This is a genomic window from Brachybacterium sp. sponge (genome assembly GCF_001613775.1).
Classification (GTDB): domain Bacteria; phylum Actinomycetota; class Actinomycetes; order Actinomycetales; family Dermabacteraceae; genus Brachybacterium; species Brachybacterium conglomeratum.
Map to the genome: position 1 here is coordinate 506,925 of NZ_LRMP01000004.1, position 17,432 is coordinate 524,356.

At 72.2% G+C, this 17,432-nt stretch carries 12 protein-coding genes and 6 tRNA genes; 5 read left to right on the forward strand and 13 right to left on the reverse strand.

The genetic code is table 11. The features are described 5' to 3' along the window. Positions 1-166: 166 nt before the first annotated feature. The 12 genes from ruvB to A4A78_RS16850 all read right to left on the reverse strand — a co-directional run bounded on the left by ruvB (position 167) and on the right by A4A78_RS16850 (position 8,911). Complete coding sequence (gene ruvB / locus A4A78_RS16795; protein WP_231881087.1) at positions 167-1,171, reverse strand: Holliday junction branch migration DNA helicase RuvB; 1,005 nt, start codon at positions 1,169-1,171, stop codon at positions 167-169. A 107-nt stretch (positions 1,172-1,278) separates the two neighbouring features. Next, a complete protein-coding gene (gene ruvA / locus A4A78_RS16800) occupies positions 1,279-1,887 on the reverse strand; it encodes a Holliday junction branch migration protein RuvA (protein ID WP_062951197.1) in 609 nt (202 codons plus the stop codon). Positions 1,888-1,913: 26 nt separating this feature from the next. Further along, complete coding sequence (ruvC, locus tag A4A78_RS16805) at positions 1,914-2,507, reverse strand: crossover junction endodeoxyribonuclease RuvC (RefSeq protein WP_062951201.1); 594 nt, start codon at positions 2,505-2,507, stop codon at positions 1,914-1,916. Between the two features lie 136 nt (positions 2,508-2,643). Next, positions 2,644-3,402, reverse strand: coding sequence for a YebC/PmpR family DNA-binding transcriptional regulator (locus tag A4A78_RS16810; RefSeq protein WP_062951203.1), 759 nt, complete (start codon positions 3,400-3,402; stop codon positions 2,644-2,646). A gap of 177 nt (positions 3,403-3,579) precedes the next feature. Next, a complete protein-coding gene (locus tag A4A78_RS16815; protein ID WP_062951204.1) occupies positions 3,580-4,914 on the reverse strand; it encodes a PrsW family intramembrane metalloprotease in 1,335 nt (444 codons plus the stop codon). Between the two features lie 95 nt (positions 4,915-5,009). Further along, positions 5,010-5,594 (reverse strand): HIT domain-containing protein, encoded by a 585-nt coding sequence (locus A4A78_RS16820; RefSeq protein WP_062951206.1) that lies wholly within the window; start codon positions 5,592-5,594, stop codon positions 5,010-5,012. Then, entirely contained in the window at positions 5,591-7,591 is a 2,001-nt protein-coding gene (gene thrS, locus A4A78_RS16825; protein WP_062951208.1) for a threonine--tRNA ligase, read from the reverse strand. The genes A4A78_RS16820 and thrS overlap by 4 nt, the downstream gene beginning before the upstream one ends. Positions 7,592-7,697: 106 nt before the next feature. Next, complete coding sequence (locus tag A4A78_RS16830) at positions 7,698-8,315, reverse strand: FMN-dependent NADH-azoreductase (RefSeq protein ID WP_062951210.1); 618 nt, start codon at positions 8,313-8,315, stop codon at positions 7,698-7,700. Between the two features lie 190 nt (positions 8,316-8,505). Next, a tRNA-Val gene (locus A4A78_RS16835) sits at positions 8,506-8,577 on the reverse strand. Positions 8,578-8,603: 26 nt separating this feature from the next. After that, positions 8,604-8,674, reverse strand: a tRNA-Cys gene (locus A4A78_RS16840). Positions 8,675-8,740: 66 nt separating this feature from the next. Next, a tRNA-Gly gene (locus A4A78_RS16845) sits at positions 8,741-8,813 on the reverse strand. 26 nt (positions 8,814-8,839) lie between these two features. Next, positions 8,840-8,911, reverse strand: a tRNA-Val gene (locus tag A4A78_RS16850). A 376-nt stretch (positions 8,912-9,287) separates the two neighbouring features. Between A4A78_RS16850 and A4A78_RS16855 the strand changes: the two genes are divergently transcribed. The 5 genes from A4A78_RS16855 (at position 9,288) to treZ (ending at position 16,267) form a co-directional block, all read left to right on the forward strand. Then, a tRNA-Gly gene (locus A4A78_RS16855) sits at positions 9,288-9,363 on the forward strand. Between the two features lie 26 nt (positions 9,364-9,389). After that, positions 9,390-9,464: transfer RNA gene (locus A4A78_RS16860), tRNA-Val, on the forward strand. Positions 9,465-9,627: 163 nt separating this feature from the next. Continuing rightward, complete coding sequence (gene glgX / locus A4A78_RS16865; RefSeq protein ID WP_062951211.1) at positions 9,628-11,793, forward strand: glycogen debranching protein GlgX; 2,166 nt, start codon at positions 9,628-9,630, stop codon at positions 11,791-11,793. A gap of 23 nt (positions 11,794-11,816) precedes the next feature. Then, positions 11,817-14,444, forward strand: coding sequence for a malto-oligosyltrehalose synthase (gene treY, locus A4A78_RS16870; protein ID WP_082835388.1), 2,628 nt, complete (start codon positions 11,817-11,819; stop codon positions 14,442-14,444). Beyond that, positions 14,441-16,267, forward strand: a complete 1,827-nt coding sequence (treZ, locus tag A4A78_RS16875) for a malto-oligosyltrehalose trehalohydrolase (RefSeq protein ID WP_062951212.1) — start codon at positions 14,441-14,443, stop codon at positions 16,265-16,267. The genes treY and treZ overlap by 4 nt, the downstream gene beginning before the upstream one ends. Here the strand turns inward: treZ and zapE are convergent. Beyond that, the gene (gene zapE, locus A4A78_RS16880; RefSeq protein ID WP_062951345.1) at positions 16,257-17,327 is read right to left on the reverse strand and encodes a cell division protein ZapE; all 1,071 of its coding nucleotides are present in this window, start codon (positions 17,325-17,327) and stop codon (positions 16,257-16,259) included. The genes treZ and zapE overlap by 11 nt on opposite strands. Between the last annotated feature and the right edge of the window lie 105 nt (positions 17,328-17,432).

Sequence of the window (17,432 nt, forward strand, 5' to 3'; positions counted from 1 at the left end):
AGCCCCCTCGGGACCGTGCCGCTGCACGGTTGAGGGCCTGCCGCGGGCGACTGACCGCCCCACTGTACCCGTCACCCCGCCGCGGTCCTCCCAGCCGGCGCCCGGGAGCACCGACCTCCGCCCGGGAGCGCCGATCTCCGCGCGGGGCGGCCGTCCGGCGCCCGGTTCAGAAGCGGCCGAGCATGGGTGCGGCGCCCTCCGCCCCCGCGGGAGGCTCGAGGCCGAGATGCTCCCAGGCGGCGGGGGCGGCCGCCCGGCCGCGCGGGGTGCGCAGCAGGAATCCCTCGCGCACGAGATACGGCTCGATCATCGTCTCGACGGTCTCGGTCTCCTCCCCCACCGCGACGGCGAGGGTCGACAGGCCCACGGGCCCGCCGGCGAAGCGGCCGCACAGGGCGCTGAGCACCGCGCGGTCCAGACGGTCCAGGCCCCGGTCGTCGACCTCGTAGACCCGCAGCGCCTCCTTCGCGGCGCCGAGGTCGAGGTCGCCGCTGCCGCGCACCTGGGCCCAGTCGCGCACGCGGCGCAGGAGACGGTTGGCGATGCGGGGCGTGCCGCGGGAGCGGGAGGCGATCTCAATCGCGGCACGGTCCTCGAGCTCGACCTCGAGCCGCACAGCGGAGCGGCGCACCACCTCGCGCAGCTCCTCGGCGCCGTAGAAGTCGAGATGGCCGATGAACCCGAAGCGGTCGCGCAGCGGCGCCGGGAGGAGCCCGGCGCGGGTGGTGGCGCCGACGACGGTGAAGGGCGGCAGGTCCAGCGGGATCGAGGTCGCGCCGACGCCCTTGCCGACGACCACGTCGACCCGGAAGTCCTCCATGGCGATGTACAGCATCTCCTCGGCGGGCCGCGCGAGGCGGTGGATCTCGTCGATGAAGAGCACCTCCCCCTCGTCGAGGGAGGAGAGGATCGCGGCGAGATCGCCGGCATGCTGGATCGCAGGTCCCGAGGTGATGCGCAGCGGGGCGGAGAGCTCGGCGGCGATGATCATGGCGAGGGTCGTCTTGCCCAGGCCCGGCGGTCCCGAGAGCAGCATGTGCTCGGGGGCGCGGCCGCGCGCCGCGGCGGCGTCGAGCACGAGCGAGAGCTGGTCGCGCACCACCTGCTGACCCACGAACTCCTCGAGCCGACGCGGGCGCAGCGCGGCCTCCGCGGTGCGCTCGGGCGGCATCGACTCGGGGCTCGTCACGGTGCGCGACGCGTCCTCGGTCGCCTCCCAGGAGCCGTCGTCGAAGGTGCCGCCGGCCGGCTCCTCCTCGCGGCCCGCCGCCCGCGCGCTCACCGATGTCCTCCCAGACCGCGCAGCGCCGTGCGCAGGAGGGCGGCGGCGTCGAGCTGCTCCCCGCCCTCCTCGCGCGCGGCCTCGACGGCGCTCCGGGCCGGCTTCTCCGCCCAGCCGAGCCCGACGAGGGCCTCGACCACGTCGGCGTCGGGGCCGCCGGGGGTCGTGCCGGGGGCCGACGGGGCCTGGGGCGAGGCCTCGCTCGGCGCGGGCAGCTTCCCGCCGAGCTCGAGGATCATCCGGCCGGCGACCTTCGGGCCGATGCCCGGGGTGCGGGTGATGGTCTTCGCGTCCTGCTCGGCGACGGCGCGGCGCAGCTCCTCCGGGTCGAGCACGGCGAGCACGGCCAGCGCCGTGCGCGGCCCGATCCCGGTGACGGACTGCACGATGCGGAAGGTCTCGGCCTCCTCCGCCTGGGGGAAGCCGTAGAGGGTCAGGGAGTCCTCGCGGACGACGAGCTCGGTGTGCAGGGTGAGCTCGGCCCCGTGACGGGTCGCGGCGAGGGCCTGCGGCGTGGTGCGCACGAGGTAGCCGATGCCGGCCACCTCGAGCACGAGGGCGTCGAGGTCGAGGCGGACGACCCGCCCGGTCAGGGATGCGATCACGCCACCACCCTAGAACACCTGTTCGATCACTGGCGGGAGGTCGAACGTTCCCGGGCGCGTCGGGCCCGTCGCTCCGCCTCGGCCCACACGGCCTGCGCGCTGGTGCGGGCGCCTCCGGTGCGGTCCAGCGCCACGGGGCCGCCGCCCCGCCACAGCTGGGTCAGCGCGATCGCGACGGCATCGGAGGCGTCCGCGGGCTGGGGCGCCGCGTCCAGGCCCAGCACCTTCACCAGCACCGACTGGATCTGCTTCTTGTCTGCCCGCCCGCTGCCCGTCACGGCGGCCTTGACCTCCGAGGGGGTGTGCAGCGCGACCGGGATGCCGCGCTCCGCCGCCTCGAGCAGCGCGATGCCGGAGACCTGCGCGGTGCCCATCACGGTGGAGATGTTGGACTGGCTGAACACCCGCTCCACGCCGACGGCGTCGGGGGCGAACTCCTCGAGCGCGGCGCGCAGTCCGCGGGCGATGGTGAGCAGGCGATGCTCGAGCGGCTCCTCGGAGTCGGAGCGGATCACGCCCGCGTGGACGAGACGAGCGCGTCGTCCGCCGATCGCGTCGACGATCCCGATCCCGCAGCGGGTCAGCCCGGGGTCGACCCCCAGCACGCGCAGGGTCGTCATCGGCGCTCCTCCCCTCCCGGCATCGCCGTCGGCGGTGTGAACGGACCTCTCCCCCGTCCCGGGTGGTGCGGCCCGCGGCGGCGGTGCGTCCGAGGGGACGGCGCGGCCCAGGCCGGGGCCGTGCCGTCCCGCCCGGTCACTCCTGCTCGTCCAGCTGGGCCGCGACGTCGTCGGGGATGTCGAGGTTGGAGTAGACGGCCTGCACGTCGTCGCTGTCCTCGAGCGCGTCGATCAGGCGGAGCGCCTTCTGCGCGCCCTCGAGGTCGACGGGGGTGCGCATGGTGGGCACGAACTGCGCCTCGGCGCTCTCGTAGTCGATCCCCGCCTCCTGCAGCGCGGTGCGCACGGCGACCACGTCGGTGGCCTCGGAGAGGATCTCGAAGGTCTCGCCCTCGTCGTTGATCTCCTCGGCGCCGGCGTCGAGGACGACCTCGAGCAGGTCGTCCTCGGTGTGCTCGCCCTTGGCGACGGTGACCACGCCCCGGCGCTCGAAGAGATAGGAGACCGAGCCGGAGTCCGCCATGTTGCCGCCGTTGCGGTTGAAGGCCAGGCGCACCTCGGAGACGGCGCGGTTCTTGTTGTCGGTGAGGCACTCGACCAGCACGGCGACGCCGCCCGGGGCGTAGCCCTCGTACATCAGCGTCTCGTAGTCGACGCCGCCGCCGTCGAGCCCGCCGCCGCGCTTGACGGCGCGGTCGATGTTGTCATTGGGGACGGAGGTCTTCTTCGCCTTCTGGATGGCGTCGTAGAGCGTCGGGTTGCCCGATGGGTCGGGGCCGCCCATGCGTGCGGCCACCTCGATGTTCTTCACCAGCTTGGCGAACAGCTTGCCGCGCTTGGCATCGATGACGGCCTTCTTGTGCTTGGTCGTCGCCCACTTGGAATGCCCGGACATCTCGCTCCTTCCGATGGTCCGCCATGGGGTGGCGGATCGCCGCACCATCCTAGTGGTACGGCGAACGCGCTCCGCGCCGCGCACCGCCGGGCCTCCCCTCCGACCGCGCCATCGCGTCCCCGCCAACGCGGCTCCGCCGCATCCCGCCGTCTCGTCCGGCCGCGCCCCGCGGGACGGTCAGCCGCGGACCACGGGGGCGGTCAGCGCACCGATCAGTCGACGATCGGCGGTGATCTGCTCGAGCAGCTCGCGCTCGCGGGCACGGGTCCTCGCCGTCGGCCGGCCGAACAGGACGCTGTGCCGCTCCATGCCCAGCGAGATCGCGGAACGGATCAGGTCGTGCATGCCCATCCGGGCGACGGCGCCGTGGCGGCCCGCCCACGTCTCGGCGCGACGGCGTCGACGCATCGACACCAGCATCTCGACCTCGTCGGGCGAGAACCAGCCCGCCCTGCCGTACTCGGACAGCTGGCGGCGCAGGATCCGCTTCTCCCGCAGGCGCAGGAACAGCACGATGCCCACCAGCAGCAGGAAGATCGGCACCTGCACGGTGACGTAGTAGCGCAGGAACCCGGCCAGCGGCGCCTCCGGATCCACCGGGAGGAAGAAGCTCGAGCCGTTCCACAGCGCGTGCAGCGCCATCCCGAGCGACAGCCCGCCGAGGCCCAGGCCGAAGTAGAGCATCAGCGAGCGGCGCTCGGCCGCGATGCCGAGGCCGAGGCCGCACAGGGCGGTGAAGGACACGTGGGCGAAGGGCGAGAGGATGCCGCGCAGGAAGAAGGTCTGCCAGAAGACGTCGACCGTGCCGGCGGCCTGCGCCTGGTGGAAGGAGCTGCCGAAGTAGAGGATATTCTCGGTGAAGGCGAAGCCGCCCGCGATGAGGGCCGCGTAGACGACGCCGTCGAGCGGACCGGAGATGAAGCGTCGCCCCCAGACGAGCAGGGCGAACAGGCCCGCGGACTTCATCGTCTCCTCGATCACCGGCGCCTGCACGGCCGCACCGAGGAAGGAGTCGATCAGCTCGGTCTCCTCCTGCGGGGAGATCCAGGCGTCGAAGAAGGTCCCGAAGAACAGCGACAGCAGCACGGAGCCGATCGCGCCCCAGGCGAAGGCGGAGACGAGCGAGAGCCGGGGCTGCGGCGTGTACCGATCCAGCCACCACACCGCGCCGAGCACGAGCGCCACCGGCACGAGCGCCGCGGTGAGCGCGACCAGCGCGGTGCCGATGCCGAGCGGCCTGATCACCACCAGGTACAGCACGACCAGGGAGGCGAGGATGCCCAGCAGCGAGACGATCAGCAGCACCCAGCGCAGCCAGCGTCGGCGGGGCCTGGGCGCCGACGGCGTGCCCGGACCGAGACGGCCGGGGGCGCGCGGATCGGTGCGGGCGATGTCGTAGCCGTACCCGGCGTCCGGGACAGGTCCGCCCGGGCCGCTCGGGGCGGAGCCGCCGGGGTCGCCGGGCCGCGGCGAGCCGGGCTGGCGCACGGGCGCGCCGGTCGAGCTGGTCACTGCGTGGCCCTGCCTCTCCCCCAGTGCTCGGTCGCGGTCGGTCGGTGCCCACCGCGCGGTCGACGCTCCCCCCGGATGCGCTCGGCCATGCTAGCTCAGGCCCCGTCGCCGCCGGGCCACGCCTCGGCGTAGAGCCGACGGGTGTCCGCGAGCAGGATCGGGAGGGCCTTGGTGCGGCCGACGATCGGCAGGAAGTTCGCGTCCCCCGCCCAGCGCGGCACCACGTGCTGGTGCAGGTGGGCGGCGATCCCGGCGCCGGCGACCTCGCCCTGGTTCATGCCCAGGTTGAAGCCCGCGGGGCCGGAGACCTCGCGGATCACGGTCATCGCGGTGCGGGTGATCTCGGCGACCTCCGCCACCTCCTCCTCGGTCAGCTCCGTGTAGTCCGAGACGTGCCGGTAGGGGCACACCAGCAGATGGCCGGAGTTGTAGGGGTAGAGGTTCAGGATCGCGTAGGCGACGCGGCCGCGGTGGACGATGAGCGCGTCCTCGTCGCTGCGGCGCGGCCCCGCGCAGAAGGGGCACTGCTCGTCGTCGTGCGGGTCCTCGGGCTTGTTCTCCCCGCCGATGTACGCCATCCGGTGCGGGGTCCACAGCCGCTGGGTGTCGTCGGGGACGCCCGCGAAGTCGCGGGCGTCCTCAAGCGCGGGCTCGCCGCCGGGCTGGTCGTCCGGGCTCACACCTGCACCTTGTCGGCGATCGCGGTGACGATCCGCTCCACGGCCTCGTCGACGTCGATGCCGTTGTCCTGGCTGCCGTCCCGCATGCGGAAGGAGACCGCACCCTTCTCCTGGTCCTCGCCGCCGGCGATGAGGAGGTAGGGCACCTTCTCCTTGGTGTGGGTGCGGATCTTCTTCTGCATCCGGTCGTCGGAGGAGTCGACCTCGACGCGCACGCCGCGGGCGCGCAGCTTCGCGGCGACCTCCTCGAGATAGGGCACGTACTCGGCGGCGACCGGCACCCCGACCACCTGGACCGGCGCGAGCCAGACCGGGAAGGCACCGGCATAGTGTTCGAGCAGCACGCCGAAGAAGCGCTCGATCGAGCCGAACAGGGCGCGGTGGATCATCACCGGGCGCTGGCGGGAGCCGTCGGGGGCGGTGTACTCCAGCTCGAACAGCTCCGGCTCGAAGAAGTCCAGCTGGATGGTGGAGAGCTGCCAGGTGCGGCCGATCGCGTCCTTCGCCTGGACGGAGATCTTCGGGCCGTAGAAAGCGGCGCCGCCCGGATCCGGGACGAGGTCGAGGCCGGAGGCGGTGGCGACCTCCTCGAGGGTGCGGGTCGCCTCCTCCCAGGTCGCCTCGTCGCCGACGGACTTCTCGGGGTCGCGGGTGGACAGCTCGAGGTAGAAGTCGTCCAGGCCGTAGTCGCGCAGCAGGTCCAGGACGAAGCCGAGCAGGCTGGAGAGCTCCTCCTTCATCTGCTCGCGCGTGGTGTAGATGTGGGCGTCGTCCTGGGTGAAGCCGCGGGCGCGGGTCAGTCCGTGGACCACGCCGGACTTCTCGTAGCGGTAGACGCTGCCGAACTCGAACAGCCGCAGGGGCAACTCGCGGTAGGAGCGGCCGCGGGAGCGGTAGACGAGGTTGTGCATCGGGCAGTTCATGGGCTTGAGGTAGTAGTCCTGGCCCTGCTTGGTGACGTTGCCGTCGGCGTCGACCTCCTCGTCCATGTGCATGGGCGGGTACATGCCGTCGGCGTACCACTCGAGGTGGCGGGAGGTCTCGAAGAGGTTCTTCTTCGTGATGTGGGGGGTGGAGACGAAGGAGTAGCCGGCCTCGACGTGGCGGCGACGCGAGTAGTCCTCCATCTCCATCCTGATCATGGCGCCCTTGGGATGGAACACCGGCAGGCCGGAGCCGATCTCGTCGGGGAAGGAGAACAGGTCCAGCTCGCTGCCCAGGCGCCGGTGATCGCGGCGCTCGGCCTCGGCGATCCGCTCCTGGTGAGCGCGCAGCTCCTCCTTGGTGGGCCAGGCGGTGCCGTAGACGCGCTGCAGCATCGGGTTCTTCTCGCTGCCGCGCCAGTAGGCGGCGGCGGAGCGGGTCAGGGCGAAGCCGTTGCCGATGAGCCTGGTGGAGGGCAGGTGCGGGCCGCGGCAGAGGTCGGTCCAGACCACCTCGCCGCGCCGGTCGACGTTGTCGTACATGGTCAGGCCGCCCTCGCCGACCTCGACGCTCGCCCCTTCGGCGGCGTCGTCGGCGGTGGACTTCAGGCCGATGAGCTCGAGCTTGTAGGGCTCTGCGGCCTCCTCGGCGCGGGCCGCATCGTCGGTGATCTCGCGGCGCACGAAGCGCTGGCCGGACTTGACGATCCGGTTCATCTCCTTCTCGAGCACCTTGAGGGTCTCGGGGGTGAAGGGCTCGGCGACGTCGAAGTCGTAGTAGAAGCCGTCGGTGATGGGCGGGCCGATGCCGAGCTTCGCGTCGGGGTTCGTCTTCTGCACGGCCTGCGCGAGCACGTGCGCGGTCGAGTGGCGGAGGATCGAGAGCCCGTCGGGGCTGGAGATGTCCACGCCCTCTACGTCCTGCCCGTCCTCGAGCACGGTGTCGAGGTCGCGCAGCTCCCCGTCGATGCGCAGGGCGACGATCGCGGCGGTGCCCTCGAAGAGCGCGGTGCCCGTGGTCCCCTCCTCGATCTGCTGGGGGGAACCGTCGAGGGTGATGGCGATCTGGGCCACGTGCTGCTCCTTGCGTGTCGGGGTGAGCCGGCCGACGATGCCGGATCCGTCGTCGATGGTACCGGCCGGCGCGCCCGCGCCGGACCGGCCCCTCGACGCCGGCGGCTCAGAGGGAGCGCGCGAGCTCCCTCACCCGGAGGAGCGCCGCCTCCATGATCTCCTCGGCACGATCGGGCTCGTGGTCCATGCCCTCGGCGGCGAGGGTGTGGGTGGTGCAGCCCAGGAACTGGAACATCCCGGCGATGTACAGACTCGCGGGGTCCTGCTGGCCGAAGTGGCCGCCGCTGGCCTGCAGGTGCACCACGGTCTTGTCCGTGACGAGGCCCTCCGCCTCGCCCGCGGCCGTGTACCGGAAGGTCACGCCGGCGCGGCAGACGGTGTCGATCCAGGCCTTCAGGCGCGTGGGCACCGAGAGGTTCCACAGCGGGTTCGCGATCACCACAAGGTCCGCGCTCTGGAACTGCTTGGTGTACTGGTCGAACAGCGCCAGCTTGTTCTGCTGGGCACCGGTGAGGTGGGAGAAGTGCTCGCCCGCTCGCAGCCGCTCCCAGCCGGTCATCATGTCCAGGTCGATCTCGGGCACGGCGGTCTCGTACAGCCGCACGTCGTCGACCACCGTGTCGGGGCGATGCGCGGTGAGCTCCTCGACGAAGGCGTCGGCCATCGTCATGGAACGGGACTTGCTGGGGTCCAGCGGATGGGCACGGACGATGAGGGCACGCATGCTGAGGTCTCCTCCGGGTCGGCGCGGCGGGTGACGCGACGGCGGTCTCGTCACCGTCGAGCCTAGAGACCTCGGAGGCCGCGCACCGGGACCGAGGGCCCGGTGGGCCCCGGCTGCGGGACCCGGCGTGGGGCGCCTCTCCGCGGGCGCAGAAGAGCCCCGGCCGGGGGCCGGGGCTCTTCTGCTGGGGTGGGCGATACTGGGTTCGAACCAGTGACCTCTTCCGTGTCAGGGAAGCGCGCTACCGCTGCGCCAATCGCCCGGGACGGCACCGACGGGTACCGTTCGAGGTGGGTACGGGATTCGAACCCGTGTACACGGCTTTGCAGGCCGTTGCCTCGCCTCTCGGCCAACCCACCGGGTGATGCTCTCGCATCATACGGAACAGCGCTCCCGACGCGAAGTCGAGAGCGCCGTTCCCCCGGAGCGGACGACCGGATTCGAACCGGCGACCCTCACCTTGGCAAGGTGATGCTCTACCAACTGAGCTACGTCCGCAGGACAGGGATCCGCGGATCCTGCCGTGGGCGATACTGGGATCGAACCAGTGACCTCTTCCGTGTGAAGGAAGCGCGCTACCGCTGCGCCAATCGCCCTGAGGTGATGCCCGTTCTCTCGATCGGACTTGAAGAAGCTTACATGCTCCCGACGGATGCTCGCGCCACTTCTTGATGTGACCTGCGTCCCGGTCGGTCGGAGCGACCTCGGGCCTGACGAGTCGACCCTCCGGCCCCACCGACACCCGGACCCCATCGCCCTCCTCGATCCGACCGTTCGGGCGTGCCGCGCCCGCGAAGCGCGAGAGCGGAGCGCGAGCACGGCTCGCACCCCGCACCCCCGACCGACCGGCCGGCACCAGCCCTCCGCACACCTCGACCCCGCCGCCCGTGACCTCGGACACTGAACACCGTCTGGGTTTGCACCGAGGGTCGAGGCGCGCCTAAGGTAACTCCTCGTCGGCCCAGCCGATGTGCGGACGTAGCTCAGTTGGTAGAGCATCACCTTGCCAAGGTGAGGGTCGCCGGTTCGAATCCGGTCGTCCGCTCCATCCCTCCCCCGCGCCTCCGGCGCGACGGGCGATTGGCGCAGCGGTAGCGCGCTTCCCTGACACGGAAGAGGTCACTGGTTCGATCCCAGTATCGCCCACCATGCAAGGCCCCGGCTCCGGCCGGGGCCTTTCTCGTCCCCGCCCCGCCGAGGACGAACCCGCCGACCCCCCGCCGAGGCCCGTCCGAACCCGCGGGAGTATCACGATCGGGCCCGCCTCGCCGCACACCGGCCCCTTCGCGCCCGCGCGCACTACTGTGGGGCCATGCAGATCTGGACAGGTAAGTCGTATCCCCTCGGCGCCACGTTCGACGGCTCGGGCACCAACTTCGCACTCTTCTCCGAGGCGGCCGAGCGGGTGGAGCTGTGCCTGTTCGACGAGGACGGCGCCGAGCGGCGCATCGAGGTCACCGAGGTCGACGCCTACGTGTGGCACGTCTACCTCCCCGCGGTCCAGCCCGGACAGCGCTACGGCTACCGCGTGCACGGGCCCTTCGACCCCGCCGCGGGACTGCGCTGCGACCCCTCGAAGCTGCTGCTGGACCCGTACGCGAAGGCGATCGCCGGAATGGCCAGCAACCATCCCTCGCTGTACAGCTACGACTTCGAGGATCCCGAGAAGCGCAACACCGAGGACTCCGCCGCCCACACCATGCACTCGGTCGTGGTCTCCCCCTTCTTCGACTGGGGCAACGACCATCCGCCCGCGCACGAGTACCACGACACCGTGATCTACGAGGCGCACGTCAAGGGCCTGACGATGCTGCACCCGGAGATCGACGACAACATCCGCGGCACCTACGTCGCGATGGGCCATCCCGCCGTGATCGAGCACCTCAAGGAGCTGGGCGTCACCGCGGTCGAGCTGATGCCGGTCCACCAGTTCGTGCAGGACGGCCATCTCGTCGAGAAGGGGCTGCGCAACTACTGGGGCTACAACACGATCGGGTTCTTCGCCCCGCACAACGAGTACGCCTATGCGGGCGATCTGGGCCAGCAGGTCCAGGAGTTCAAGCAGATGGTCAAGAACCTCCACGAGGCGGGCATCGAGGTCATCCTCGACGTGGTCTACAACCACACCGCCGAGGGGAACCACCTGGGCCCCACCCTGTGCTTCCGCGGCATCGACAACAGCGCCTACTACCGCCTGGTCGAGGGCGACGAGGCGCACTACTACGACACCACCGGCACCGGGAACTCACTGCTGATGCGCACCCCGCACGTGCTGCAGCTGATCATGGACTCGCTGCGCTACTGGGTCACCGAGATGCACGTGGACGGCTTCCGCTTCGACCTCGCCTCGACCCTCGCGCGCGAGCTGCACGAGGTGGACCGGCTCTCCGCCTTCTTCGACATCATCCAGCAGGACCCGATCATCTCCCAGGTCAAGCTCATCGCCGAGCCGTGGGACCTGGGCGAGGGCGGCTACCAGGTGGGAGGCTTCCCGCCGCTGTGGTCGGAGTGGAACGGCCGCTATCGCGACTCGGTGCGGGACTTCCACCGCTCGGAGCCGGGCACCGTCGGCGACTTCACCTCGCGCCTGGCCGGCAGCTCGGACCTCTACCAGCACACCGGCCGCACTCCGATCGCGTCGATCAACTTCGTCACCGCCCACGACGGGTTCACGATGCGGGACCTCGTCTCCTACAACGAGCGGCACAACGAGGCCAATCAGGAGGGCGGCGGCGACGGGGAGAGCCACAACCGCTCCTGGAACTCGGGCGTGGAGGGCGACACCGACGACGAGGCCGTGCTCGCCCTGCGCAAGCGCCGGGCCAAGAACCTCATGGCCACGCTCCTGGTCAGCCAGGGCGTGCCGATGATCCTGCACGGTGACGAGATGGGGCGCACCCAGCAGGGCAACAACAACACCTACTGTCAGGACAATGAGCTGTCGTGGGTGGACTGGGAGCTCGACGAGCACCAGGAGGAGATGCTCTGGTTCACCCAGCGCATGATCGCGCTGCGCCGCGAGCACCCGATCTTCCGCCGGCGCCGCTTCCTGCAGGGCGTGGTGCGCGAGGACGCAGGCTCCGTGCTGAAGGACGTGGAATGGCTGGGCACCGACGGGGAGCCGATGTCCGAGGAGGAGTGGAACGATCCTCAGAACAAGTGCCTGACCATGTTCCTCAACGGCTCCGCGATCCCCGAGCCCAACTCCCGCGGCGAACGGATCGAGGGCGACTCGGCGCTGGTGGTGTTCAACGCCTCCGGCAACGACGTCGATGTCGTGCTGCCCGGCGAGGAGTACGGCGCCGAGTGGGAGGTCGTGCTCGGCACGGGCGACACGATCGACGTCGGCTCCGTCTTCGACGCCGGCCAGGAGGTGGTCCGTCCCGGCCATTCGATGCTGATCCTGATGCGGCCCCCGGAGACGGGCGAGGACGAGGAGCGCGCCGCGGACGACCTCGAGCGCACGGTCCGCGCCTGAGCCCCGAGAAGGAGAGCCCCGCAGTGAGCCTCGAGACCAGTCCCCGTCCCACGACCCGGGAGACGCCGTCCCGGCGCTTCCGACCCGCTGTCACCGGGGCCCAACCCACGGTGCGCCGGGTCCCGACCTCGACCTACCGCCTGCAGCTTCACGCCGGCTTCACCGCCGACGACGCGGCGGAGATCGTGCCCTATCTCGCCCGGCTCGGCGTGGGGCACTTGTTCTGCTCCCCCGTGCTGCAGGCCGCGCCCGGCTCGACCCACGGCTACGACGTCGTGGACCACACCCGCATCAGCGAGGAGATCGGCGGGGAGGAGGCGCTGCGCCGCCTCGCCGAGACCGCTCACGCGCACGGGCTGGGGATCGTCGTGGACGTCGTCCCCAACCACATGTCGATCCCGACCCCGATCTGGCACAACCGGGCGCTGTGGTCGGTGCTGCGCGACGGCCCCGCCTCCCCCTTCGCCGAGTGGTTCGACCTCGAGCTCTCCGGCGAGCGCTCGGTGCTCGTGCCGGTGCTGGGACGGCCCGTCGGCGCGGTCCTCGCCGACGGGGAGATCACGGTGGGCGCCGAGGAGGTCCCGCAGGCCGACGGGTCGGTCGCCGAGGAGACCGTGGTGCGCTACTACGACCACGTGCTGCCCGTCGCCGCCGGCACCGAGCACCTCGGGCTCGCCGATCTGCTGGACCGCCAGTGGTACCGGCTCGCGTACTGGAAGGTCTCCGACGAGGAGCTGAACTACCGGCGCTTCTTCGACGTGGACACCCTCGCCGCGGTGCGGGTCGAGGACCCCGCCGTGTTCGAGGCGACCCATCGCACGCTCCTGCAGCTGCAGGGCGAGGGCGTGATCGACGGCTACCGGATCGACCATCCCGACGGCCTCTCCGATCCTCGCGGCTACCTGCGCGATCTCGAGCGCGCCACCGACGGTGCCTGGACCGTGATCGAGAAGATCCTCGAGGGAGAGGAGCGCCTTCCCGGCGACTTCCCCTGCGCGGGCACGACCGGCTACGACGCGCTGTGGCGGGTGACGGGCCTGTTCCACGACCCGCACGGCGCGCTGGGCCTGACGCATCTGTGGCAGCGGCGCACCGGCGACCTGCGCCCCTTCGAGGAGGTCGCCGCCGAGTCCACGGACCTCGTGGTCACCACCAGCCTGTGGGCCGAGATCGAACGGCTGACCGCGCTGATCCACGGGATCTGCCAGGACGACATCCGCCTGCGCGACACCACGCGGCGCAACATCCAGAAGGTCGTCGTCGCGCTGCTGACCTCGATGGACCGCTATCGCGCCTACATCGTCCCGGGCGAGCCCGCCCCCGGCGCCGAGCGGGCCGTGATCGAGCAGGCCGCGGCGCGGGCACGGGCACGGCTCGGGGACGACGAGGACCTCGCCGCGACCCTCGAGCTGGTCGTCGCCCTGGTGTGCGGGGACGAGGCGGGCAGCGCGGGGCGCAGCCGCAGCGCCGAGCGCGACGAGGTCGTGGTCCGCTTCGCGCAGACCTGCGGCCCCGTCCACGCCAAGGGGCTCGAGGACACCGCGTTCTACCGCTACACCCGCTTCCTGGCCGTGAACGAGGTGGGCTCGGACCCGGAGCGGATCGGGGTCGAGTCGGATGTGCTGCACGACCACGCCCTGCACATGGTGCGCACCCGGCCCGATGCGATGACCACCCTGTCCACCCACGACACCAAGCGCAGCGAGGACGTGCGGGCGCGCCTGGCCGTCCTCACCGAGCAGCCGCTCGAGTGGGCGCTGGTGGTGCAGGACCTGGATCGGGCGACCTCCGCGCATCGCGGCGACCGGGTCGACGGGGCGATCGAGCTGCTGCTGTGGCAGACCCTGGCCGCCTGCTGGGAGCTGCCCGGCTCCGGGGCCGCGCCGCTGGACGCGGACCGGCTCGAGGGCTATCTCGCCAAGGCGATGCGCGAGGCGAAGACCCACACCACCTGGACCGAGCAGGACGCCGAGTACGAGCGCGAGGTGCAGGCCCTGGGGCGAGCGGCTCTGGAGTCCGAGGAGGTCGCCGCGATCCTCGCCGACTGGACCCGGCGCACGGCCGCCGTGCAGCGCGCCGCGATCCTCGGCCAGAAGCTCGTGCAGCTCACGATGCCCGGCGTGCCCGACGTCTACCAGGGCAATGAGAGCGTGGACCTCTCCCTGGTGGACCCCGACAACCGCCGCGAGGTCGACCACGCCGCGCACGCCGCCCGCCTCGGACGGATGATCGAGGGCGCCCGCCCGGAGGGGATCGGCGACGAGAAGCTGTGGCTGACCCACCGTGCGCTGGTGCTGCGCCGGGAGCGGCCGGACCTGTTCCAGGGCCGGGACGCCGCCTACCACCCGCTGCCCACCACGACCGGCCATGCCGTCGCCTTCGGCCGCGCGTGCGGTGAGGGACCGGTCGAGGTGGTCACCGTCGTCACTCGGCTCGCGCACGGGCTCGCCCAGCGCGGCGGCTGGGGCGAGAGCCGGATCGGCCTGCCCGAGGGCCGCTGGCGCGACGTGCTCGGCGGCGCGGAGCACGAGGGCGGGATGGTCCCGCTGGTCGAGCTGCTGGACGACAGCCCCGTCGCGCTGCTGGTGCGCGTCGGCGCCACCCCGACCGGCGCCCTGCCGGTCCCCCACCCCCTGGAGGAGACGCGATGACCGCCGCCCCCCGCCCCTCGACGCCGCCGCAGCCCCCGACCCCGCTCGGCGCGATGGACCGCTATCGCGTGTGGGCCCCGTCGGCCGGCGCCGTGGAGATCCGCGTGGACGGGACCGTGCACACCATGGCCCTGGCCGAGGAGGGATGGTTCGAGCTGTCGGACCCGGCGCCCGTGGCGGGGGCGCGCTATGCCTTCCGCCTCGACGACGGGGAGCTGTGGCTGCCGGATCCCCGGTCGCTGTCCCAGCCGGACGGCGTCCACGGCGCGAGCGAGGTCGTCGACGCGCAGGCGCTCGCGCCGTCACCGGGATGGGAGGGCAGGGACCTGCGCGGGGCCGTGCTCTACGAGCTGCACGTGGGCACCTTCGCCCCGGGCCCGGACGGCGCCGGCGGCACCCTCGACACCGCGATCGAGCGGCTCGACGCGCTGGTCGAGCTCGGCGTGGACGCGGTCGAGCTGATGCCGCTGGCGACCTTCCCCGGCGAGCGCGGCTGGGGCTACGACGGGGTGGGGCTGTACGCCGTGCACTCCGCCTACGGGGGGCCGGAAGCGCTGGCCCGCTTCGTGCACGCCGCCCATGACCGCGGCCTCGCCGTGGTGCTGGACGTGGTCCACAACCACCTGGGCCCCTCGGGGAACTACCTGGGCATGTTCGGCCCGTACTTCACGGACCGCCACGAGACGCCCTGGGGCGAGGCGGTGAACCTCGACCAGCCCGGCTCCCGCCAGGTGCGCGACTTCCTGCTGGGCAGCGCCCGGCAGTGGCTGGTGGAGCTGGGGCTGGACGGGCTGCGGCTGGATGCGGTGCACGAGCTGAAGGACGACTCCTCCCCGCACTTCCTCGCCGAGCTCGCCGGCGCCGTCGCCGCCTGGCAGGAGGAGACCGGGCGCCCCCTCGCCCTCATCGCGGAGTCCGACCGCAACCAGCCCGCGACCGTCACGCCGACGGGCGCGGGCGGCCTGGGGATGGACATGCAGTGGGCCGACGACGTGCACCACGCCGTGCACGCCTGGGCCACCGGCGAGCGCGCCGGCTACTACGCCGACTTCGGCGACGCCGACGTGCTCGCCGCCGTGCTGCCGGGGATCTTCCTGCACGCCGGCACGTACTCGCGCTTCCGCGGCCGGGTGTGGGGCGCGCCGGTGGACCCCACCTCCCCCGACTACGACGGCCACTCCTTCGTCACCTTCCTGCAGGACCACGACCAGGTCGGCAACCGCGCCGCCGGCGACCGGATCCACCACGGCATTTCCCCGGGCGCGCATGCCGCCGCGATCGCGCTGATCCTGCTGGGCCCGGGCACGCCGATGCTCTTCCAGGGCGAGGAATGGGCGGCCTCGACCCCCTTCGCCTTCTTCACCGACCACGACGACGAGCTCGGGCCCCTGGTCAGCGCCGGCCGCGCCGAGGAGTTCGCGGCGATGGGATGGTCCGCGGAGGTGCCCGACCCGCAGCAGCGCTCTACCTTCGTCGGCTCGCAGCTGCGCTGGGAGGAGCGCGCCGAGGGCGAGCACGGGCGGATGCTCGAGTGGTACCGGGAGCTGATCGCGCTGCGCCGCGCGCACCAGGCGCTGCTCTCGGGCGATCTGGCCGCGACCCGCGTCGAGGTGCTCGCCGAGCAGACGGTGCTGATGCATCGCGGGGAGCTCTCGGTGCTCGCCCACCGCGGCCCGGGCGCGCTCGCCGCGGCCGACGGGCGGGTGCTCCACGCCGAGGAGGTGCTGGGCTCCTTCGGGCCGCTCCGTCACGGACAGGACGGGGGCGTGCACCTGGACGGTGCGGGAGCGGCCGTGCTGCGCGGGGCGCGCCTCAGCGGCTGAGGACGAGGCCGTCCCGGGCGAGGGAGGCCAGGCGCGACAGCGCCCGGAGGTACTTCTTGCGGTACCCGGAGCGCAGCAACTCGGCGGAGAACAGGTCCTCGAGCACACCGTCCCCGGGCTCGCTCGCCGCGGCCCGGCCGTCGGCGTCCGCGCCGTCCGCCGGGGCGAGGGAGAGGAGCACCGGGACCTCCCGGTCGTAGAGCCGGTCCACGAGCACCACGAAGCGCAGCGCGTCGTGGTGGTGGGTGAGCCCGTGCACCCCGGTGAGGTGCGCGGCGGCGACCTCGTCGATCAGGGCGCCGTAGCGGGAGGGGTGGACGCGCATGAGATGCGCGAGCAGCTCGTCGAAGCCGTCGAGGGTCGCGCCGTCCTGCGCCGCGGCGTGCTCGCGCACCTCCTGCTCGGGCAGCGCGGAGATCTCGGCGACCCCGTCGCGGCGCCGGTAGTCCTCGCCGTCGATCCGCAGCACCTCGAAGCGCTCGGCCATCGCCTGGATCTCCCGCAGGAAGTCCTGGGCGGCGAAGCGACCCTCGCCGAGCGCGTCGGGGAGGGTGTTGGAGGTCGCGACGATGGAGACGCCCCGGTCGGAGAGCTCCCGGATCAGCCGCGTCATGAGCAGGGTGTCGCCGGGGTCGTCGAGCTCGAACTCGTCGATGCAGACCAGACGCGAGGCCCCCAGCAGGTCCACGGCCTTCTGGAAGCCGAGCGCGCCGACCAGGTCGGTGTACTCCACGAAGGTGCCGTAGACCTCCTCCCCCTCGACCGCGTGGAAGAGCGAGGTGAGCAGGTGGGTCTTGCCCACGCCGAAGCCGCCGTCGAGGTAGATGCCGCGGGCCGCCTCGCGGCGTCGGCGCAGCCGGGAGAGGAATCCGCCGCGCGGCCGCTCGAGGGCGGCGGCGAAGGCGGAGACGCGCTCCTTGGCCTCCTGCTGGGAGGGGTGCGCGGGGTCGGGGACGTAGTTCTCCAGGCGCGCCTGCGCGAAGCGGGGCGGGGGCACGAGGTCCGCGAGCAGTCGTTCGAGGGTCGGTTCGGGGCGACGGTCGCAGAGGGAGTCGGTCACGCCGGTCAGTGTAGGGGCGCATCCCGCGCCGCGTGCCGTGCCCCGGACGGTTCCCCGGTGCGCGATGATCGAGGACACACCCCTCCGGTCCTGCTCCGGAGCGGT